The 23112-nt window shown below is 37.5% G+C and carries 21 protein-coding genes; 6 read left to right on the top strand and 15 right to left on the bottom strand.

All coding sequences use genetic code 11. The annotated features are described in order from the left end of the window. Positions 1-173 precede the first annotated feature (173 nt). The 3 genes from MUA40_RS02350 (at position 174) to MUA40_RS02340 (ending at position 4124) form a co-directional block, all read left to right on the top strand. Positions 174-611: a MarR family winged helix-turn-helix transcriptional regulator gene (locus MUA40_RS02350; RefSeq protein ID WP_016426211.1), complete on the top strand. Its 438-nt coding sequence runs from the start codon at positions 174-176 to the stop codon at positions 609-611. A 23-nt stretch (positions 612-634) separates the two neighbouring features. Further along, on the top strand, positions 635-1573 hold the full coding sequence (locus MUA40_RS02345) for a magnesium transporter CorA family protein (protein WP_016426210.1): 939 nt from the start codon (positions 635-637) through the stop codon (positions 1571-1573). Between the two features lie 457 nt (positions 1574-2030). Further along, positions 2031-4124: a helix-turn-helix transcriptional regulator gene (locus MUA40_RS02340; protein ID WP_016426209.1), complete on the top strand. Its 2094-nt coding sequence runs from the start codon at positions 2031-2033 to the stop codon at positions 4122-4124. Between the two features lie 82 nt (positions 4125-4206). Here MUA40_RS02340 and MUA40_RS02335 read toward each other — a convergent pair whose 3' ends face one another. After that, entirely contained in the window at positions 4207-5400 is a 1194-nt protein-coding gene (locus MUA40_RS02335) for a CynX/NimT family MFS transporter (protein WP_167732921.1), read from the bottom strand. A gap of 158 nt (positions 5401-5558) precedes the next feature. After that, entirely contained in the window at positions 5559-5765 is a 207-nt protein-coding gene (locus MUA40_RS02330) for a YozE family protein (RefSeq protein WP_016426207.1), read from the bottom strand. Between the two features lie 270 nt (positions 5766-6035). On the opposite strand from MUA40_RS02330, the gene MUA40_RS02325 reads away from it, so the two are divergent. After that, on the top strand, positions 6036-6392 hold the full coding sequence (locus MUA40_RS02325) for a DUF4889 domain-containing protein (RefSeq protein WP_016426206.1): 357 nt from the start codon (positions 6036-6038) through the stop codon (positions 6390-6392). 89 nt (positions 6393-6481) lie between these two features. Here the strand turns inward: MUA40_RS02325 and MUA40_RS02320 are convergent, their stop codons facing one another. Both MUA40_RS02320 and MUA40_RS02315 read right to left on the bottom strand, forming a co-directional pair. Then, a complete protein-coding gene (locus MUA40_RS02320; protein ID WP_126496457.1) occupies positions 6482-7555 on the bottom strand; it encodes a M42 family metallopeptidase in 1074 nt (357 codons plus the stop codon). Positions 7556-7743: 188 nt separating this feature from the next. Further along, positions 7744-7965, bottom strand: a complete 222-nt coding sequence (locus MUA40_RS02315; RefSeq protein ID WP_126496456.1) for a hypothetical protein — start codon at positions 7963-7965, stop codon at positions 7744-7746. A gap of 3 nt (positions 7966-7968) precedes the next feature. Between MUA40_RS02315 and MUA40_RS02310 the strand changes: the two genes are divergently transcribed. Beyond that, positions 7969-8910 carry a lactate/malate family dehydrogenase gene (locus MUA40_RS02310; RefSeq protein WP_016426203.1) on the top strand — a complete coding sequence of 314 codons (942 nt, stop codon included), beginning with the start codon at positions 7969-7971 and terminating at the stop codon, positions 8908-8910. Between the two features lie 176 nt (positions 8911-9086). Here the strand turns inward: MUA40_RS02310 and MUA40_RS02305 are convergent, their stop codons facing one another. Continuing rightward, positions 9087-9443, bottom strand: a complete 357-nt coding sequence (locus MUA40_RS02305) for a DUF3139 domain-containing protein (protein ID WP_016426202.1) — start codon at positions 9441-9443, stop codon at positions 9087-9089. Between the two features lie 252 nt (positions 9444-9695). Then, positions 9696-10865, bottom strand: a complete 1170-nt coding sequence (locus tag MUA40_RS02300; protein WP_167732922.1) for a nitrate/nitrite transporter — start codon at positions 10863-10865, stop codon at positions 9696-9698. Positions 10866-11293: 428 nt separating this feature from the next. Between MUA40_RS02300 and lepB the strand changes: the two genes are divergently transcribed. Beyond that, positions 11294-11866 (top strand): signal peptidase I, encoded by a 573-nt coding sequence (gene lepB / locus MUA40_RS02295; protein WP_016426199.1) that lies wholly within the window; start codon positions 11294-11296, stop codon positions 11864-11866. Between the two features lie 847 nt (positions 11867-12713). Here lepB and nreC read toward each other — a convergent pair. The 9 genes from nreC to nirD form a co-directional block, all read right to left on the bottom strand. Beyond that, positions 12714-13364 (bottom strand): nitrate respiration regulation response regulator NreC, encoded by a 651-nt coding sequence (nreC, locus tag MUA40_RS02290; RefSeq protein ID WP_016426198.1) that lies wholly within the window; start codon positions 13362-13364, stop codon positions 12714-12716. 12 nt (positions 13365-13376) lie between these two features. Continuing rightward, a complete protein-coding gene (locus tag MUA40_RS02285) occupies positions 13377-14420 on the bottom strand; it encodes a sensor histidine kinase (protein WP_016426197.1) in 1044 nt (347 codons plus the stop codon). Then, positions 14417-14878: a nitrate respiration regulation accessory nitrate sensor NreA gene (gene nreA, locus MUA40_RS02280; protein ID WP_016426196.1), complete on the bottom strand. Its 462-nt coding sequence runs from the start codon at positions 14876-14878 to the stop codon at positions 14417-14419. Before nreA ends, MUA40_RS02285 begins: the two co-directional genes overlap by 4 nt. Before the next feature lie 15 nt (positions 14879-14893). Further along, entirely contained in the window at positions 14894-15571 is a 678-nt protein-coding gene (gene narI / locus MUA40_RS02275) for a respiratory nitrate reductase subunit gamma (RefSeq protein WP_016426195.1), read from the bottom strand. Beyond that, positions 15564-16139 carry a nitrate reductase molybdenum cofactor assembly chaperone gene (locus MUA40_RS02270; RefSeq protein WP_016426194.1) on the bottom strand — a complete coding sequence of 192 codons (576 nt, stop codon included), beginning with the start codon at positions 16137-16139 and terminating at the stop codon, positions 15564-15566. The genes narI and MUA40_RS02270 overlap by 8 nt, the downstream gene beginning before the upstream one ends. Beyond that, positions 16132-17688, bottom strand: coding sequence for a nitrate reductase subunit beta (gene narH / locus MUA40_RS02265; protein ID WP_016426193.1), 1557 nt, complete (start codon positions 17686-17688; stop codon positions 16132-16134). Before narH ends, MUA40_RS02270 begins: the two co-directional genes overlap by 8 nt. Further along, positions 17678-21349: a nitrate reductase subunit alpha gene (locus MUA40_RS02260; protein ID WP_262569811.1), complete on the bottom strand. Its 3672-nt coding sequence runs from the start codon at positions 21347-21349 to the stop codon at positions 17678-17680. The genes narH and MUA40_RS02260 overlap by 11 nt, the downstream gene beginning before the upstream one ends. 516 nt (positions 21350-21865) lie before the next feature. Further along, positions 21866-22810 (bottom strand): uroporphyrinogen-III C-methyltransferase, encoded by a 945-nt coding sequence (gene cobA / locus MUA40_RS02255; RefSeq protein ID WP_016426191.1) that lies wholly within the window; start codon positions 22808-22810, stop codon positions 21866-21868. After that, positions 22798-23112, bottom strand: a complete 315-nt coding sequence (gene nirD / locus MUA40_RS02250) for a nitrite reductase small subunit NirD (protein ID WP_016426190.1) — start codon at positions 23110-23112, stop codon at positions 22798-22800. The genes cobA and nirD overlap by 13 nt, the downstream gene beginning before the upstream one ends.

Genomic DNA, 23112 nt, shown 5'->3' with positions numbered 1-23112 from the left:
TCCGAACATGAATACGACAATTACAGTTTTTTCATCTCATTTATTTCCATTAAAAGTTAAGCCAATCCTCTTATGATTTAAAAATTATCTCCTTGACTCATTCGCTATGACCATGACAGATGGACAAATCTTTACTATAATATAGAAGAGTTTTTAGAAAAGGAAGTCCGAAAATGACACAAAATAATGATTACGCTTTACTTCTGTTTTATTATGCTTATCAAACATTTACAAAAACGGCTGATGATATCATTACTGAATATGGTATGAGTCGACAGCATCATCGATTCCTATTTTTTATCAATAAGCTTCCAGGTATTACAACGAAAAAATTATTAGAAAATCTTGAAATTTCTAAACAAGGCTCACATGCCACTTTGAAATTATTGAAAGAAAAAGGTCTCATCTTTGAGCGCCCTGATTTGACTGATCGCCGTTTAAAATGTTTGTTTCCAACTGAAGAAGGGAAAGCGCTCATAGAAGAACTCAACCAAGCACAAAATGACCTATTTAATCGAATCAAAGCCGAGCAAGGTGATGATTGGTATGCGATTATGGAGGGTTTTGCGTCTTATAGACAAGGCTACAAAGATATACAGCATTTGAAATAAGAGAATGAAGAAGGTGATTCGCTATGATTAAAGCGTACTACAATGATGCAAATTTGCATGTCCTAGAAACAGAAGAATGGCAACAAGCGCAATGGCTAAACGTTGTCAAACCGACACAAGACGAATTACAACAACTCATTGAAACATATGGTTTTCCACAAGACTTTTTGGAAGATGCATTAGATAGTGAAGAAAGTTCACGTATTGAATATGATGATGATAGCGGCTACTCTTTAATAATCAGCGACTTACCTATTACTGAAACTGGAAAGCATCAATTAAAAAGTTTCATGACGTTACCGTTAGGGATCATCATCGGTAAAAACATTATTGTTACGGTTTGTGCGAAACCTTTTCATTATTTTGACCACATCGTCAAAAAACCTATTAACTTAAAATACAAAAGTCAATTTGCTTTAAAATTAATGTACGATATGACTGCGCAATACAATAGAGGCTTACGCTTATTAAATAAAGAGCTCCGTCAAGTTGAATATAACTTGCAACAACGTGTCACAAATCAACGTCTTTATTTATTAAGCGACATTGAGAAAAGTTTAGTTTACTTTTTAGGATCACTTAAAACTAACTCTTCTACGATTCGAACTCTATTTCGTTTGCCTGCCATTAAACGCTTTGACGATGACGAAGAATTATTAGAAGACTTACAAAATGAGCACCAACAAGCGGTTGAAACGACTGAATTATATTTACGTATTGTTGAAAGTATGTCGAATTCATATGCGTCTTTGTTATCAAACCAACTGAATACCACTATGAAAACATTGACTATTTTTACCGTGCTGCTCACTTTACCTACGCTTGTATTTAGTTTTTTCGGTATGAATGTACCTTTACCTATTAATACCGAAAGCGCGCTTTCATGGATTATTATTATTGTAATTTCAATTATTCTCGTCGTAGTCATGTTTACATTTTTATGGCGCAACGACAAACTTTGACGTGATTCCGTAATCGTTTATCCATACAGGACTTGCCTATCCTCTATATCAATGATGGGCATGAGAAAATGCTTTTGCTACATCTTCACATGCCCATCATTGATTATCATTTTATTCTTTAATTCACTTTTCTTCGCACCATCATACTTTAACTGATTTTTTAACCCTCTATAAACAACGTCAGACTTTTTTAACACCTTGTTTAAGCTTTATACACACTACTCATATAACTCCCTATAAATATATGCCGTATTTTTTACTTATTTAAGCATTTAATTTAACTTTATTCCATTTCTTTAACACTTATGACACATTAATTATGCCGTTATTTTCTAATATGCGTCATTCCTTATACAATGCACACAATATTATTGTAGAAAAGGAATCGATATTTTTATAATGATGTATATTTATCAACTAGTTTCTCCGGACTTGAGAAACTTGAAAGAGGTCAACTATGCAAGGCATTAATATTGAACTAATGAAACAATATACGTCTTCTGCTTATCGTGTTTTTAATCATGTAGAATTATTTGTTTCGTTTGAAGGCGTTCTGACACTCGAGCTCAACGGTAAAGTGACTCACTTTCATCATCAAATTGCCATCGTGAATCACAATGACTTAGTCAAAGTGACCCAAGCGCAAGCCATCGTCAAATTGACAGTGCCTCTACAGTATTTTTCTGAATTTAATGCTGATTATTTCCTAGGTTATTTTAATCCTAATAAACTCTCTTCTCATAATAAAATTAAAGAAATCATAAAACATCTCATCGTTGAAGAAAACAGTGATATGTACTATGAAAACATTCAAACTTTGATTAAATTACTCTACAATGAAACATTCATTGAATTGGGTCGAATTTATATCCCGCATATACACGTGAATAGTATTTTATTTAATAATATGATTGATTATGTACATCAACACGCCAAATATCGCCTATCGTTACAAGAATTAAGTGAACATTTCTTTGTTTCCCAATCCTATGTGTCTATCCTTTTTGGCAAATACTTAGACTATAATTTTAAAAAATACTACGCTTCAATGAAAATCGCATTGTCTATGTACAACCTAGCCACATCGCATGATTCGATTAATCAAATTGCGACACAATACAGTTTTACAAACTACAACCATTATTCTAAGCAGTTTAAGCGTTTTGTAGGTATCAGTCCGATAGAATTTCGCAAACAAAGCCAAAAAAGAAGTCATCAAGTCACGGTCGTCCCTTTCGATACACAATATTTTGATACCCATTTGAGAAAATCCAGTACAATTCCTTCACCACATAAGGTGGACATATTTTTAGATCAACTCACTCCACCTCAATGGATTGAAAAGAAAGAAGTATTACTTGAAATCGTTAACTTAGACGACATCAGTCAAATATTTGGTAGTCAAAATCAATTAGAGGCACATCATCATGCACATGCCATTCAGTTGTTTTTTAATCCATCAGATCTTGAAACATTTCATTTTGGACATACACATCATATTGAATTACTCAGTCAATTGCTATGTGAATACGGTTATAAAGTGGCATATCGAATCCATTCATTACAAGCGTATGAAATCTTTAAAAATCAATTCTATTATCCGTTAATACGTATCATAGAACAGCAGCCTAATGATTTTAATCAGCATAAATTCAAGCTCAATATCATATTAGACCATGAATCTCTATCTGTTCATGAAATTCAATCTATCATTGAAAAAGTGAAAGCTTTACATTCGGATAGTCAGTTCACACTTGATATTGCGCTACCTTTAACACCAAGTAAAAAAGCGCAATTAAAGTTATTACTTCAACAACGCATCGTTTTTGATTATTATATGTTGGATGCTTTACAACTCAACCAAATTTATATGTATCACCTTGATTTACATACGCAATTTGAGTCAAAATTTGCGCAAGTGATACAAACGTTGCGACAAGAATATCAACTTGCGCAAACACCGATGATTATCAAATCAGTGCCACAACTTTTCACAGCGAAACAACATGCGATGCCACGTGAAGAGCAACTTCTTAAGCTTTGGCTGAATGTAGATGCGCTATGCTTACCACTGATTTCCAAGGACAGCCAAAATAACGGCTTTTATAATCGTTTCGGTCATCATAATGCCATTCAACATGTATTTAATTTATTGCAACCTTTTAGCCATACGTTTAGTGTTCGAACATCTACCTATCTCATTCATGAAACCGCGTATGCATATGAAATTTTGTTATTTCATGCAGATCAAGCGCCCAAAAATGTTTCTTTTGATTTATATGGTACCAACCAATTGCATCGTCATTTTGTGGTTGAATATACTTACCACCCCACATACAGCAACCTAGACCATATCATGCATGTGCAAACGCAAGATTATTACGTCCCAAGACACTTTGTCTCTTCTATTCATATGACAAATCATCTCTTATTTCATATTCAATTACATCACTTTGAACATACATCATACGAAACGACATTACCACAGGGAGTCATGAAACTCATTAAAATTATTAAAAATAAAGCAACACGTCACTCAGACGTGTTGTGAAATTCACATACGATATAAAAAAGGAACGCACGCACAAAATCTTCATTCAATGATAGATTTCTTAGCGACGTTCCTTTTTGCTTTATCGATCTTCAATATATGCATTTTGTGTGGCATACATCCCGGCAGCGAAGACACCGACGACCATCACAAAAAATAATATAATCGCGATGGTCCAACCATGAAAGTGATCATGCGCTACACCTAAAATAAAGGGTCCTAAAGCTGCAACCCAATACCCTATAGATTGCCCAAATCCTGACAACATCGTACTTCCAGCAGTCGTGCGCGAACGAATTGAAAAGAGTGTCATACATAAACTGAAACATGCGCCAATGCCCATTCCTGTCAATATCATCGCAATGAGCAAGACCACCACTTGCTGACTAAGTAATAAACTAAATCCCAATCCCATGAGGCATGTAATAATGATAACGAGACTTCTCTGTGTCTGCATTTTAGCAGCGATAATTGGAAACACAAAGGTCATCGGTAGTTGTGCGAATTGATTCAGCATCAGAAAGTAGCCCGCCGTCTCGGGTGCAATCCCTTTACTTACTAAAATAGAAGGATACCATGCGACAATACTATAAAACATCATCGATTGAAAGGCCATCGTCAAAGCGACTGCCCAAGCCATTTTAGAGCGATAAATTGGCTTTTTTAATCCATGACCTGTTTGTGTTGAAACATGGGGATTTTGTTTGAGTTGCGGAAGCCACACGATGAGTGCCAGTATTGCGAAAATAATCCAAAACGAGAGTGAAAGGCGATAAGACAAGGGCGATAAAGAAGCAAGCGGAAAACTCAATCCGCCTCCCAATCCTGCAGTAAAGTTCATTGTTGCACTATAAATGCCCGTAATGAGGCCAATTTGTAATGGAAAAGATGCTTTTGCGTATGCGGGTAAAGTCACATTCGCTAAAGCAATCGCTATACCTAAAAACAGTGTGCCAATGAAAAAGGCACTCACACCACCAGAAACTCTCACGACTAATGAGATGACAGTCAAAATCAGCGTCATAAATAAAAGTTGTGACATTGAAATACGAGAAAGGATACGTGCTACAAATGGTGACACCATACCGAAAATGATAAGCGGGATTGTCGTAATCAGTCCTGCAATTCCGTTATTAATATGTAAATCTTGCTTTATTGGGTCAATGACAGGTCCAACAGACGTAAGTGGCGCACGTAACGTCGAGGCAATCAACACGATGCCAATTACGCGTAGCCATTGATTTTGAATTTTATGATTCAGTAATTGTTCTGACATATGATTCCTCCTTACATGAAATGCAATGTCATCTTCAAATTAAGACTGCCTTTTAATTGTAAAACAAAACACGGATAAAACCTAAATAGGCTTTCCCGTGTCATATTCGACTGTAAACATGACTTTTACATGCTTTCATTATTAAATCGTATATCAAGTTATTTTGCCCCATACAATTGAATCGCACGTTTCACTGTTTCAATCAATTCATTATCTACAGTATTGAGTTGATTAAAGTAAAATAAAATTTCTTCAGGCTGAATTAATTCTCTAGGGTAAGATGGATCTTCTTCAAGATGTGCGGCCAACGTCCCAAGAGGTGTATCATCGCCTAAAAAATCTAACATAAAATCATAAAAACTCATAACAACACCTCTACTTTTTTGAGGTTAAAATGAATAGTACACTTTTAGAACGTATAATCAAATATATTTCTTTTACAGCCTAATTATATAATTTTTCAAAATAAATGCAAGACACAAAAACGACATATTTTACTCTAACTTTTACTTTCTGTCTTAAAACGAATTCGCTACAATGGAATATAAGAGTGTGACAAAGATTTGACGATTGTTATTTTGAGTCACCTCATACAACACTTAGAGTTCACATTTTATATAAAGGAGCGAGAAATAATGAAGCAAAAACAATCTCTTGGTATTATCATCATTATTGCGATGCTAATTGTGACGGTAGGTGTCGTTGTTGCGATGATGCTTTCTGGTCAAAAAGAAATATATTACGGATATATGAAAGACAGCACAACAGCTGAAAAAGTAATCAGTGAATCTGATAAGACGGTTAAAGAAAACGTCAAAATCCCTACGGATAATAATTTCCAACCTAAAAAAGGCGACTTTGTTAAATTAACAGCTAAAAAAGATGATCCAGATCATTTCGTTAAAAAACAAATCGTATCACATGATGATGTTCCACATGGCTTAATGATGAAAATTCATGACATGCATAACATGGACATGCATCACCATTAATTTAATATTTTTCGTATCATTAATAAGCAATGAAGAAAATGTTCTCAGCCATTTCCTTCATTGCTTTTTACTTTAGTATCACGATTTAATTACCAGATGATTTCATCAACAACATCATCATTGAGTGCACGAATGATTTCTGTCACCAGTTGAACTGCTTTTTGATAATCTTTTTGGTCAATAACAGATACATTTGAGTGCATATAACGTAACGGAATTGATAGCGCAATAGAAGGAATACCATCTAATGCGGTATGCATATTCCCAGCATCTGTTCCGCCACCCGGCATTGAATCCCATTGTAATTCAATGTTATGCGCTTTTGCGACCTTTTTAACATGGCGAATAAGCCCTACATGACCCACATTTGTAGCATCTAATGTTAAGACGATTGGTCCTTGACCTATTTTCACATCGCCATCACTTTCAAGTCCTGGTGTATCATATGCAACACCGACATCAACCGCAATGGCTAAATCAGGTTTCACTTTATGTGCTGCTACTTTAGCACCGCGAAGCCCCACTTCTTCTTGGACATTAGCGCCTGCAACTAAGTTAATATCGAGTGCTTCATTTTTCAATTCATCTAATACATCGACTGCTAAAGCACATCCAAAACGGTTATCAAACGCTTTTGAGGTTACATAATCTTCATTCAAGAGCGTTTCAAATTCTGAATAAGGTGTAATCATGTTACCTACTTCAATTCCCGCTGCTTCAACTTCTGCTTTATCTTTTGCACCGACATCGATGAACATATGTTTCATATCGACAGGTTTATTACGTTCTTCTGCACCTAAAACGTGTGGCGGTTTAGAACCTATGATGCCGCGTATTTCGCGACCTTCATCCGTTGTGATTGTCACTTTTTGGGATAACATCACTTGGTTCCACCATCCCCCTATTGGTGTAAATCGAATAAAGCCTTGCGCTTCGATTTTAGTCACCATAAAGCCAATTTCATCAAGGTGTCCCGCTATCATAATCGTACGCTGACCAGATTGGCTCTTTTTCTTGCCAAAGACACCACCGAGATTATCATAGATCATTTCATCACTATTGGGTTCTAATAATTCAACCATCGCTTTTTTAACCTGATGTTCATGTCCAGCGATTCCATTAAGATCTGTTAATTTTTTTAATAAGCCTTTTGTATTTTTCATCTAAGTTAAACCCCTTTCCGATTAAATTCTATTTAATTTTAACAAACTTTTCTGACAAAAGTATGATTTAAGCATTGTGCAACTTTTGTTTTTCATTGCATAGAAGAATTTTGAAAGTATATACTAGAGGTATCTAGAAAATTCTGAAATAAAAGACAAATTGTTGACATGCCTTTTGCGAATCGGATTCAGTTGATATCATCTTCATTCTCACTTAATGAATCATCAATGGAAATCCAACGCTTTTCAACAATAAGAGCCATGTCTAACTTTTTAGCATGCGCGCAATCGCACATATACACGATGTCAAATTTTGGATGGCACACACTAATATTTTGCTCATCCATGACATCCTCACTTTCTTCAGCGTCATGCTCATCATCAATATGATAGATCGATAAGGAGGTCACATCATGACACATAAAGTCGCTTTAATTGGACTCGGTCGTGTAGGAAGCCAAGTACTAACGGACATTCAATACACAGGCCTATTTCAAGAAATCATCTTAATTGATACCAATCTGAACCGTGCGGAAGGAGAGGCAATGGACCATCGCCATTTCCAATCTTACAGTGGGACACATCATACGAAAATAAAAGCAGGCAACTACACAGATTTAGCAGATGTTGACATGATTATCATCTCTGCAAGCATCCCTTCTACAGCAGATATGGCTGATCGCACAACGTTAACATTCGGTAATGCTGCGATTATCCAAGAGATTATGTCAAACATTACTGCGGTAACAACCTCACCACATATTATTATGATTTCAAATCCTGTAGATACGATGACTTATTTAGCAGAGATACAACATGATTATCCACATGAAAAAATTATGGGAACAGGCACATTATTAGAATCATCTCGCTTCCGTACATTGATTGCAGACCACTATGACGTTGATCCGAAAAGTGTCGAAGCTTTCGTTATTGGAGAGCACGGCAAAACGACTGTACCGGTATGGAGCCGTGTCCGTATTGCAGGCATGCCTCTCGATGAATATGAACAACTGAGCCATGCGCAAGCTATCTCGAAACAAAAGATTCGCGATGAAATTGACAAAGTGTCATTTGACGTGATGCGCAATAAAGGTTGGACGAATTCTGCTATCTCTCGCGCAACAATCGATCTTGTAGAAGCCATTCTTTATGATGAAAATCGTATTTTACCTATTTCGACAGTCCATCAGCACGTTTATGATTATCAAAATGTCGCATTTAGTCTTCCAACACTTGTTAATAAAGAAGGGCATCACACTGTCTTCCCGTTTGCACTAGATGCTGAAGAAAAACAAGCACTTGATCATGCGGTTCAATACATTCAATCAACAATTGCGTCTGTCACAGATTAAGTCACGCAATCATTTTAGACGGCACTACTTGCCATTTGAAATTCATTTATTTTGGCAGAGATGACACAGACAATGCAAATTTAAAATATCCACTTTAATTCATGTCTCCATTAAAAAAGCACTGAAATCCATAACCGATTTCAGTGCTTTACTTAATCAACGACCTTGAATTGCCATTATTTCATTTTATAATTTTCATTGAAATAATTGTATTTCGCTTTTTTATCATGCTTTTTCGTTTTTGAATCGAAGCCTTGTAAGAAAAAGCCGCGTTTGAGATGAATAGGCTGAGCAATATATGTATTTTTTTCGTCACCTTTTAAGGTTAATTCTTTATAAAACACACCTTTTCTTGGATCATACTCAGACTTTTCTTTAATAACTTTATCACTCAAATGATGTTCAGTTAAATACTGATCGATTAACTTTAGGTTTTGACTTTTTTGATAACCCTTATACGCAAAAAAGCCAGCCGCAACAATTACAAATAACAACACTAAAGCCAAAACGAGTTTTAAAATTTTCTTTGCCATTTCATGTGCCTCCACCTTATTACAATCTTATTATACATCTTATCATAAATCTTTTTCTTACATTACTTTCAGTATTTGTCGTCACATAAAAGTCATAATCCAATCGGTATCTAAATTGCGATTTCACAGCGAACCATCAAAAAGTAAAACTTAAAAATCACTATGTTACACATATAAAAACGTCTTTAAAGACGAGCGGTCACCCGTTTCAAAGACGTTTTTTATCATTCGATGATCATTTTAAAAGTGAGATTATTCGACTGTGGACACCGCTTGTTCGCGTTTAGATAAATTAAACATTGTTAATAATGCCACAATCCCAAAAATACTTAAGAATATAAAGGCAAGATGGCTTGACCCTGTGAGCGATGTCACTGCTGTAATCACTAATGGTGGGAAGAAACCTCCAAGACCGCCCATCATTGAGACAATACCATTTGCAACACCAGCTTCTGTTGTGAAATAAAGTGGAACGAGCTTAAACACTAAGCCATTACCGATACCGACACAGATACTCACTGTTAAACATCCAATTGTAAATAAGAAAATTTGACTGGAAACACCTAAAATGAGTGCACCTATAATCATAATTGAAAAGAAAATTTTAAGCATAGAGACAGCGTTAAACTTATCCCCTAAAATACCACCAAGTGGTCGTAAACATGTCGCTAAAGCAATGAAAACTCCCGTACGAATCCCTGCATCTACTTTATCAATGCCAAAGTTTTGAACAAGGAAGTTCGGTAAGAAAAGACCGAAAGCCACGAATGCACCAAATGTAATAAAATACCAAAAACTTAAATAATAAAGTTTGTAATTACGCATTAACTTTCTTGATTGTTCGACTAAAGGCACTTTGACTTTAGGTTCATTGCCGTCACCTAAGAAAAACATGATAACCGCAAACACAGCCATAATAATTAAATAGCTACGCACTGTATTTTGCCAACCAATCACACCTGCAATTGGAGGTGCTAAAAATGAAGACACTGCAGTACCGAGGTTACCCATACCATATATCCCATTCGCAAGACCCACTTTATCTTTAGAAAAATATTTAGGTAATGAGGTTACCCCTACTGAGAAGATTGCCCCACCCACACCGAGGAAAAAGCCTGCAAACATGAGCGCCCCTGGAGATGTCGCTTGGCTTAATAAGAATATAGGCACGAGTAGCACTAAAAAGCTTGTAAAGAATACCCATTTGGCACCGACAATATTCGTTAAATAACCAAACGGTACACGCAAGACGGAGCCTAATATAACTGGAATGGCTAAAATAATTGAAAGTTGACCACTCGAGATTTGAACATCTTGCGAAATAAAAGGAATCAATGGTGCGATAATACTCCATGCCATAAACCCTGCCACTAAACTCAATGTTTGAAGCCCTAATTGTAAACCCGCTTTTGACTTATTCATTGATCATTCACCTTTCTCGTTTGACTCCATTTCGGATCAAATTCACTAAATTTTCTCTACGCGTTGATAAAATGATAATTTAAACATTTCCAACTCAAATACAGTTTAACTTTATTGTGAAATTTATAACATAAGGACTTCCCCTATACGCAGTGTGGGGTATCCCCTAACCTGAAATTGATGTATAAACATTGTTAAAAATTAGACAAAATCGGGATAAAGACGGGATTGACAACACTTTATATTTAACAATCAGACATCTCATAAATCGCTTTTCCACCTGCCTAAATCAATGCGCAAAGACAGAATATTCATAATATAAAGGACAGCCAATAGGGACATGCGGAGGATTATGTTATACTCATTTATAATAGAGAATGACTACAATCATCAACATGCAATTATATTTAAAAAAGAAGGTGCATTGCTTGAAAAAAACAGTTGAGTGGCTCATCGCAATTGTCAGTGCCATTGCGATTGTGTTACTGATTAGAACTTTTATTGGAACACCCTATACCGTTAAAGGGCAATCTATGTTCCCCACTTTTCACGATAAAGATCGGGTCATTGTCAGCAAGATTTCAAAGTCATTGAACCATCTCAATCGGGGAGATGTCATTGTCTTTCATGAAAATCAGCATAAAGATTTTATTAAGCGATTGATTGGTCGTCCAGGAGACACTGTGGTGTATAAAGACGATCAACTTTACGTTAACGGTAAAAAAATAAAAGAGCCCTATTTGAATTCTAATAAAAAGTACAAAATCGGGGACTTTCTGACCGAAGATTTTAATGTGGAAGATTTAAAAAATGCGCAAGGTCAGTCTAAAATCCCTGCACATCGCTATTTAGTATTAGGGGATAATCGCCAAAATAGTATTGATAGTCGACGTCCTGAAGTGGGTCTGATTTCAGAACGACAGATTGTCGGTAAAGTGACCGTAAGAGTTTGGCCTTTCATCCGAATCCAATTTGGCTTTAACCCCGATACTTTTAAATAACAAAAGAGCCAACATTTCAATTTTTGATAATCTTGCCTTCATGAACTCGCTTGCTTAGGGGCTGAAGTCTCAACTAAATTTGGCTTAATTGAAGCTGAAAATTGATGAAGCCAAATTGGATTTTGGGCGCATTACAGAAATATCATGTGCAACAAATATTTCGTTGTATTGCCCCCGCAAAGCTGACTAGACTTCACAAAAGCAAGTTTGAACTCGTGTGAAGTCAGACAGCCACTGCGTAAAACAATGAATCACTATTAGAATAGGTAGACAAGTTTAATTTTTTCACTCTTCCCTCAAGCGTCTCGTTCATTGTGGCAATCATGCCATAATCATAAAGGTATAGAGGACAATTTTAGGAGACGATGAAAGCTTTTTAGAAAGTCAAAACTGTAAAAATTAGAGCGATGTATCAAAGTAAAGGTATTATCAATTAAATATCGCTTATTTTGATATGTGTACCTTTTAAATTCTAAACGTTTATGATATGGACAAATATCGTGGATTTTTTATCTTTATTAATTAAATGATACGAAAGTGACTTATTTTTTTAAAATTATAATAGTGAATGGTGACTTGCAGAAACGAAGTATTTATGACGAGACTCCTGAGGGAACAGGACGAGCCGAAGATTACAGGCTGAGGCTGTCCCCTCGGAAAGCGAAGTCATATAATACGAAGTTTCATCATATAAAAAGCGCTAAGACAATTTTCTATTAAAAATCATCTTAGCGCTTTTTATTTTGTAATTGATGTGCCGAACTTTTTTACACACACCTTTTGATTATTCAAAACCCTCCGTATATTGGAATTGTTTATGCTTCAAAAAACACTTCATTTTCGTCGACTAGAAATCTAATAGCTTTTTCTTTAATGCATACTCCACGAGCTCTGGCTTTGATTTTAAATTAAGTTTATCCATAATACGCGTTTTATGCGCTTCTACTGTTTTAACAGAGACAAATAGCTTTTCAGCAATATCTTTATTCCCATATCCTTTAGCAATTAACGGTAAAATTTCAAGTTCACGTTTCGATAAAATCTTGAATGGGTCATTTGAGTACGATTCATCTTGTGAAGATTGAACAAATTCTTTAACTAAAGACGTCGTCATTTTAGGATCAATATAAGTTTGACCTTGATAGACCGTGCGAATCGCTAACAATAATTGTTCATCTGGCGCATTCTTTAAAATATAGCCACTCGCCCCGCTTCGCAAGACGTGGAATAAATATTCTTCGTCATCGTACATCGTCAATATCAGAATTTTAGTATTCGGAAAACTATCTAAGATTTTACTCGTCGCAATTAATCCTGATTCACCCGGCGGCATACTGAGATCCATAATGAGTACGTCCGGCTCATATTTCATCACTTTTTGATACGCCTCTACGCCATCGGCAGCCGTCCCTACCACTTCCATATCCTCTTGAAAGTTGAGTATCATAGAAAAGCCTGTACGTACAACGGCGTGATCATCAGCAATTACGATTCTCATGCTTTATTCCCCTCACTTTTGACTAATTGGTACTTCGAGCGATACGATGGTGCCTTTACCTTTCTGCGTTTCAATATTCAAATGCCCGTTGACCAACTCAGCACGTTCATACATCCCATATAAGCCTAATCCAGAACCTTTAGGCGAATCGCTCGGTTCAAAACCTAAACCTTGATCTGAAACTTCAGCATAGAGATAATTTTGGTCTTTTCGTAAGATGACATCGACATCATCAACATCTGCATATTTCATCGCATTGAAAACCGCTTCTTGAACGATACGATAGACAACGGTTTCGATTTCAGTATCAAAACGTTCTGGTTCAATATCAAAGTGATAATTCACAACTAATCCATAATTATTTTCAAGCTGCTTAAAGTAAGACTTGAATGCGGCATCTAACCCTAAATCATCTAAAGAGGAAGGACGCAACTCTGATGATAAATTTCGAATATCATCAATTAATTTCGTCATTAAGCCTTCAATATTTCTAGAGTTTGCTAATAATGAATCCATATCTTGCTGATATTTGAGCAAGCGCATTTCAACATTCACATTAATCAACTCTTGAACTACACCATCATGCAGTTCTCTAGAGATACGTTTCCGCTCATTTTCTTGTGCTGCAATCGTCTTTTGAATCATGTTACGTTGATAAAGTTCTTCTTGTCTTTGCAGTTGTGCTGTGACATTTTGTAACGTAAACGCCTTAATCTGTTGTGCTTCATCAATCGTTTGATATGTGGCTGTAAAAGGCTCGATTTTATTGTCGGTCGTCTTCATAAAAACTTGAAAAGTCGTATTCCCTAACGTTTCTGAATGTAAAAAACAGTTTTGACATGTACGTAAATCATGTTCATTGGTATAGCCTTCACATCGGCCACATATTGTATTAGAAATGCCGCTCATATCATTATCTGGCGAGATGATACGTTTCGCTGCTTCATTCATATAAATCACTTTACCATTGCGGTCAATAAAAATAATCATTTCTGACGTCTTATGGTAATACGACAATAAGAACGACAATAAATCATGTGTCTTTTCTGTCATCATAACATCACCTTATCTTCACTCGTTAAACCACCAATACCTTTAATTAACGACAAGTCACGTGCAATCTGAGGCAACGGTTTTTGATTACGTTGGCCTAATAAGAGCACACCTTTCACACGGTGATTATGCCATAGAGGTATGGCAATTAATGCGGTAATCTGTTCACTCATTAAGATTGGAAAGTTAAAAAGTGAACTTTGAATTTCATGATGTGTCGTATCTGGAATTACCATAGGCTTCCCTGTCTTCATCACATTACCCGCCACACCATGACCATGACGTAAGACGATGCGTTGATAACGCTCATTTAAGTTGCCTGACACGTAACGCCATTTGATCTTTGTGCCAACATGATCTTCTGAAGGTAATGCGATACCGGCAAAGTCAAACTCATATTCATGACGTATTCTATCTATTTCATCTTGATAATCATGTTGAGAAAAATCAATCTGGTTCACGGTCATCACTCCAATTTAAATTTTGTGTTTACGATAAATAATATAACTGCGACTCGCGTAAGATAAAGGGACACTCCACACGTGCACAAGACGTGTGAACGGCCAACATGCCATAATCGTAAAGCCAAGTAAAATATGCAATTTAAATGTTAACGGAACACTTACCATGAGACTTGCATCAGGGCGCAACGTAAATAAACCTCTAAACCATATTGAAATCGTTTGTCGATAATCAAAGTCAGGTGTCGTTGCATTTGTCACTAATGTGGCATAACATCCAATAAAAACAATTAATAACAATAAGAAATTGACAAAAATGTCTGATGCAGAGCTTAAACGGCGCACATTTTGTTTAGTCACGCGTCTTGCAGTTAACAACAACATACCGATTAACGTTATTATACCAAAAATACTTCCGATATACACCGCTCCGATATGGTAGATATGATTGTTCACACCGATTGCCGTTAACCAATGTGCTGGAATCAACAATCCAACGACATGACCGAAAAATACAGGAATAATCCCTAAATGAAACATGAGACTGCCCCATTTAAGTTGCTTCTTTTCAATAAATTCACTCGATTTTGCAGTCCATGAAAACTGATCATATTGGTAGCGAACAATATGACCAATCACAAAGATTGCAAGACAGAGGTACGGGAAAATCACCCATAAAAATTGATTAAACATGATGTCTCACCTCTTCGACTTGTACAATGCATTGCTTTAACGTTTCTCTAAGACCTTTAATTAAGTGACGATAAGGATTGCCTTTTTCTTCAAGATATTTCATCATCGGATACGTGCCATCTTCAATAATCATCACTAATAATTGTGCATTTTCTTGTGCCCTGTCATCCCCGTCAAATTGGGCAGCGTATAAGAACTCCAACATCAATGGTAAATAATCTGACAGCTCAGATGAAGGCATCTCTAGGCCAAACATTTCATAAAGCACTTTTAATTTTGCTAACATTTGTCCGCGTTCTTTTTGTGTATCAAATTGATTAAATGTCATGTAGAGTGTCGCTTTTTTATTAAAATCAAACGTATCGGTATAAAGCATTTGAATTTCAGATAAACTCTTTTCATACATTTCTTCTCGATATTGTTTGACATAGGGATAGGCAGGGTGCGCTTCATGAAAAATTTCTTCAAAGACTTTAGGATGGAAGGTTAACTTTTCTGGAAAAATTAACTGCTGGCTCATGTAACCGAGCGTCTCTTTATAGCTGTTCAGCCGATCAAGATTAATCACGGAAAATCCCTCCATAGAAATTGTCGTTATAAATTTCACGTCCTGTTTTACCACCTGCACCTACAGGCACACCACAACCATCACAGTTCGCGCCGAAATGTTCACCACCATAGCCTTGACTGCCTTGCGCTGCATAAGTGTCCATGTATTGCTCTTTATGTGACGTTGGAATCACAAAGCGATCTTCATGTTTCGCAATCGCCAACAAACGGTACATGTCTTTTGCTTGTCTTTCTGTGAGACCGACACGTTCTAAGCGAGACATGTCAAACTCACGACCTGTATTTTGTGCACGCATATAACTTCTCATCATAGCCATACGTTGAAGTGATCCTTTCACAGCTTTTGTATCGCCAGCTGTGAAAAGTTCTGCTAAATATTGAACAGGCAAGCGCATTTCTTCAATTGCTGGGAAGATAGCATCAGGATTGTTTCCGGCATTTTGTCCTTCAAAATAATTCATTATTGGACTTAATGGCGGACAATACCAAACCATCGGCATTGTACGATATTCTGGATGTAATGGAAACGCTAACTTATATTCGATTGCCAATTTATAAATCGGTGAATTTTGAGCTGCTTCAATCCATTCTTGAGAAATACCATCTTTCTCAGCTTGTTCAATAACCGCTTCGTCATAAGGATTCAAAAATAAATCCAATTGTTTTTCATATAAGTCTTGTTCATTTTCAGCAGAAGCTGCTTCTTGAACGCGATCCGCATCGTATAATAGGACCCCTAAATAACGCATACGACCTGTACATGTTTCAGAACAAACTGTCGGAATTCCTGCTTCCACACGAGGGAAACAAAATGTACATTTTTCTGCTTTATTTGTTTTCCAGTTGAAGTATACTTTTTTATAAGGACAACCTGTCATACAGTAACGCCAACCACGACACGCTTCTTGATCAACTAAGACGATACCGTCTTCATCACGCTTGTACATTGCCCCAGATGGACAAGATGCGACACAGCTTGGGTTTAAGCAATGTTCACAAAGGCGAGGTAAATACATCATAAACGTTTGATCAAAGTTAAATTTAATTTCTTCTTCAATTTTTTGAATGTTAGGATCTTGAGGGCCCGTAATATGTCCGCCTGCTAAGTCGTCTTCCCAGTTAGGACCCCAGTCTAAGTCCATGCGCTGTCCTGTCATCAATGAATGGGCTTTTGCGACTGGAGAATGTTGGGCAGGTTTAGCTGTTGTTAAGTGCTCATAGTTATATGTCCAAGGTTCATAGTAATCTTTAATCACTGGCATATCTGGGTTATAGAAAATTTTACCAAGTGCTATTTTGTTCAAGCGTGTTCCTGACTTTAACTCCAGCTTACCTTTTTTGTTTAATGTCCATCCCCCTTTGTATTGTTCTTGATCTTCCCATCGTTTTGGATAGCCGATACCCGGTTTTGTTTCTACATTGTTAAACCACATATATTCTGCGCCAGGTCGATTTGTCCAAGTACTTTTACACGTCACACTACATGTATGACATCCGATACATTTGTCTAAGTTCAGAACCATTGCCACTTGCGCCTTAATCTTCAAGCCAATCCACCTCTTTCATCTTTCTCACTGCCACGTATACATCCCGTTGGTTCCCAATTGGACCATAATAATTGAATGAATAACTGATTTGGGCATAGCCCCCCATTAATTGTGTCGGTTTTAAGTGAATACGCGTTGGCGCATTGTGCGATCCACCACGTGTTCCCGAAATTTCAGATCCCGGTGTTTCAATATGTTTATCCTGTGCATGATACATATACATTGTGCCTCGAGGCATCCGATGTGACACAACTGCACGCGCTGTGACTACACCATTACGGTTATACACTTCTAACCAATCATTATCATTAATGTCATGTTGTGCTGCGTCTTCATTTGAAATCCATACCGTCGGCCCCCCACGGAACAACGTCAACATATGTTGGTTATCTTGGTATGTTGAATGGATATTCCATTTTCCATGTGGTGTTAAATAGCGAAGTACGAGCGTATCGACGCCACCTTTAACAGGCTTATCCTTCGTTCCAAATACCATTGGTGGTAATGTTGGTTTATAAACAGGTAACGCTTCACCAAATTGTTGGAAAACTTCATGATCAATATAGAAACTTTGGCGTCCTGTTAACGTTCTAAATGGCACGAGTCGCTCAATATTCGTTGTAAACGGAGAATAACGTCTACCTTGTTTGTTCGAACCCGGGAAGACTGCTGTTGGAATCACTTCACGCGGTTGTGATGTGATATTTAAGAATGAAATTTTCTCAGATGCACGTTCTGCTGAAATATCTTTCAATGGCATCCCTGTTTGTCGTTCTAAGTCTTCATAAGATTTTTGTGAGACCCGTCCATTTGATGCGGATGAAACATTTAAAATCACATCTGCTACTTTACGCGCTGTATCAATCCGCGGTTTATTATTTTTAATCGAATCATCTTCCCATGTCCCTACCATGCTTAGAAGTTCATCGTATTGTTCTTTGACCGAAAAGCTCACGCCATGAGCACCCACTTTACCGTTTTCTAGTAAAGGTCCTACAGAAATAAATTTGTCATAAACGTCAGTATAAGTACGATCAACCACTGCAAAGCCTGGCATCGTTTGACCCGGAATTGGTTCAATTTCACCTTTTGTCCAGTCGTGCACTTTACCGTAAGCAAGTGAGATTTCTTGCTTAGAGTCGTGTGCGAGCGGTGATGTTACAACATCTTTATAAGTACCAGTAAGGTGAACACGAGCCATTTCAGAGAATGTTCGGCTAATCGTTTTGAAAATATCCCAGTCTGAACGTGATTCCCATAAAGGGTCGATTGCCGGATTGAATGGGTGAATGAAAGGATGCATATCTGTTGAAGAGATATCATGTTTTTCATACCAAGTGGCCGCTGGTAAAACAATGTCAGAATATAAAGGCGTTGCCGTCATACGGAAGTCTAAAGAAACAAGGAGATCAAGTTTACCTACTGTATCTTCTCCCCACTCAATCTCTTCAGGTCGATCCGTTTCATTTGGCTCAGCCATTAATGCTGATTTTGCACCTAGTAAATGTTTCATAAAGTATTCTTGACCTTTAGCAGAACTTGAAATCAAATTCGAGCGCCAAACAAATAAAGTCTTCGGATGATTTTTACGTAAATCTGGATTTTCAACCGCAAATTTTGTTTTACGTGATTTCACATCTTCAATGGCACGTTTTAAAATGGCTTCATTATTAAATTCTCCCGCATCGCGTGCTTCTTCTCCCCATAAAAGACTATTGCGGTCAAACTGCGGATAAGAAGGTAACCAGCCATTGCGTGCAGCTAAAACATTATAATCAGCAGGATGTTGTAATTTGATATTCTCTGCAAGTGGCGAAGCTAAGCGATCTACACCTGACTCTTCATATTTCCATTGGTCTGTCGCAAAGTAAAACCAGCTTGTTCCATTTTGTAAACGCGGTGGCCCTTGCCAGTCTTTAGCGAAAGCAATCGTATTCCAACCTTCAATCGGACGACACTTTTCTTGTCCAACATAATGCGCCCATCCGCCACCATTCACGCCTTGACAGCCACATAAAACGACTAAGTTTAATACAGAACGATAAATGGTGTCTGAATTAAACCAATGGTTAATTCCTGCGCCCATAATAATCATGGAACGTCCACCTGTATCGATGGCATTTTGCGCAAATTCTTTTGCCACTTGTGTCACAACATTCGCTTTGACACCTGTAATCTTCTCTTGCCAAGCAGGTGTATAGAAAGAAGCCGCATCATCAAAACCTTTTGATTCTAGTTCATGATTAAAACGTTTCACACCGTATTGACTTGCCATTAAATCATAAACGGTTGCGATGTACGTTTCTTCACCGTTCGCTAACGTTACTTTACGCACTGGAATCACACGCTCAAATACGCCATTGCCCGCATTATCAAAATATGGGAATTGAATTATGATGTACTCAAAGTCACCCGTTGCAACTGTCATTGCAGGATCAATTTTAGCGCCCGCTTCATTTTCTAGTTTTAAGTTCCATTGTTTGCCATCTTCCCAACGTTGACCCATTGTCCCATTTGGAACTTGAATCGTGTCTGTCAAAGAATCTAAAACAACCGGTTTCCATTCACTATTCTCAGACTGACTGCCAAAGTCACTTGAACGGAGGAAACGTCCCGCTTTGTAACCTTTATCATCTTGATCTAATCGAATTATAAACGGCATATCTGTATATTGTTTGGCATAGTTGATAAACATTTCTGAAGGTTCATCTTCGTAGTAAGTTTGTAAAATAACATGCGTCATTGCTTGTGCCAACGCTGCATCTGTACCTGGATTAGGAGCCAACCAGTTATCGGCAAACTTTACATTTTCAGCATAGTCTGGCGCGACAGAAACGACTTTAGCCCCTTTATATCGAACTTCAGTCATAAAGTGTGCGTCTGGTGTCCGAGTGAGTGGGACGTTTGAACCCCACATCATAATATAGCTCGCATTGTACCAGTCGCTCGATTCTGGTACATCTGTTTGTTCACCCCAAATTTGCGGTGATGCTGGCGGTAAATCCGCATACCAATCATAGAAACTCAACATTTCTCCACCTAATAGCGAAATAAAACGTGCACCTGCCGCGTAACTAATCATAGACATCGCTGGAATTGGCGTAAATCCTGCGATTCTGTCAGGTCCATCTTTTTTGATTGTATAAATCAATTGAGCTGAAATAAGTTGTGCCACATCTTTCCAGCTCGCACGGACATGTCCACCTTTACCGCGTGCTGACTTATATATACGTGCTTTTTCTTCGTTTTCTACAATTGAGGCCCATGCTTTAATTGGATCTTGATACGTTTCCAACGCTTCTGTCCATAATTCCCATAACTTTCCACGAACGTAAGGATACTTTACACGGAGTGGACTATATTCATACCAGGAGAATGAAGCGCCACGTGGACAACCTCGTGGTTCAAATTCTGGCATATCTGGTCCGCAACTTGGATAGTCAATTTGTTGATTCTCCCAAGTAATCACACCATTTTTCACAAAGACTTTCCATGAGCATGAGCCTGTACAATTCACGCCATGCGTTGTGCGGACTACTTTGTCATGACTCCATCTTTCTCGATACATTTTTTCCCATTCACGACTTTTGTGTTCTAATACCGACCAATTCCCGTTAAATTTTTCAGTAGGCTTAAAAAAATTCAGTCCAAATCTAGCCATTGTCATCCTCCTCTTACACATAGACTTCAGTCATCACCCATATTGTACATTTATTCACAAGCGTATCCTATTAGGGATTTACCTATTTCATTAAGTGGAATCCCTATGCTTTTTCATACCTCACACGTGGTTCTAAATCGCTTGCTTAACGGCTAAATGCTCAACTCAATTTGGCTGAGATTCGGCAGTAACTTGGTGAAAGTAAATTGGATTTTGAGCGCAATACAGAAATATCATGTGCAACAAATATTTCGTTGTATTGCCCCCGCAAAGCTGACTAGACTTCACAAAATCGACTTGTTCTTAACTCTAATAGTGAATGATTATATGCATAAACGAAGTATGGATGACGAGACGCCTGAGGGAACAGGACGAACCGAAGACTACAGGCTGAGGCTGTCCCCTCGGAAAGCAACGTCATACAATACGAAGTTTTTATCATAAGAAGAAAGCGCTAAGACAATTTTTATGATAAATCATCTTAGCTCTACTTAATTAACGAGATATTTAAATTTTTTACAAATCAACGACCTGTGTAAAAGTCGTATCTTGAATGAGTTGGGTGATTTTTTCAATTTGAGAAGCATGTAAATCAGAATAGTGGCGATCATCAATCACGACCTGATGCCCCGCTTCGAAATAGTCAAAAGCACGCGCTATCGCTTCCAATCGCTCCCCTCTAATTAACACTGTTTCGTAGTTTCTTGAGGTGTTCGCGACGTCTGTTTGCACATCCCTGACGACTTGTCCCACAATGGTAACACCTGGCCCTAGACGTTCAGGCAACATTTCAATTTGTTCAACAATGGTATTCACTGTTCCACTTATCACGCGTTGGTTAGGATGTGTCGCATTAAAGACAATCGCTACTGGAAAATCGATGCCCATTTTATTTTTAATATCATGCATTAATCGAGGCAAACGTTTAATCCCCATATAAATAGCTAACGTCCCCCCATGTTCCAATGTCGTCATATCAATTTCATTTTCTTCGTTGTTTTTAAAGTGGCCCGTCGTAAAAGTAATATTCGTCGATACATTTCGTTCTGTTAAGCCTTTTCCTAGTTGACTTACTGCAGCACTCGCAGCCGTAATCCCCGGAACAATCTCATAATCAATATGGTGTGCACGTAACGTTTCAACTTCTTCAGCGACCCGCCCAAAAATAGCAGGATCGCCTCCTTTGAGTCTTACAATGGTTTGTGCGGTTTGTGCTTTTTCGACGATTAACTGATTAATACGCTCTTGCTTAATATATTTCGTATAAGGCGTCTTACCTACGTGAATCCATTCTGTCTCTGGTGAAGACAAATGAAGTAAAAAGGGATGAACTAACTGATCATATAAAATGACATCTGCCTTTTGAAGGCAACGCTCTGCTTTTTTAGTTAGTAAACAGGGATGTCCTGGCCCTGCGCCAATAAGATAAACTTTAGGTGGAGACGCGTTTAAGGCAGACATACGTAAATATCTCCATCTACAATTTCAACAGGATAAGTCGCAACACATCCCTCATCAGGCGCTTGAACTTCACCGGTATTCAAATCAATTTTCTGATCATGTAATGGACAAAAGACATAGTCTCCGCTCACTGTTCCTTCTGATAAAGGGCCTTGTTTATGAGGACAAACGTTATGAATAGCTTTAATTTCGCCCGCTTCAGTTAGAAACAAACCTATTTCTAAATCTCCGACAATGACTTTTTTACCAATTAAAGGTTCTAATTCTGAAACTTTAGCAACTTTAACTTTTTCCTTTAACAT

It is taken from the genome of Staphylococcus schleiferi, assembly GCF_025558325.1.
In the GTDB taxonomy this organism is placed as follows: Bacteria; Bacillota; Bacilli; order Staphylococcales; family Staphylococcaceae; genus Staphylococcus; species Staphylococcus schleiferi.
The sequence above is the reverse complement of the archived record's forward strand: the minus strand, read 5'-3'. Positions and strand labels throughout refer to the sequence as shown.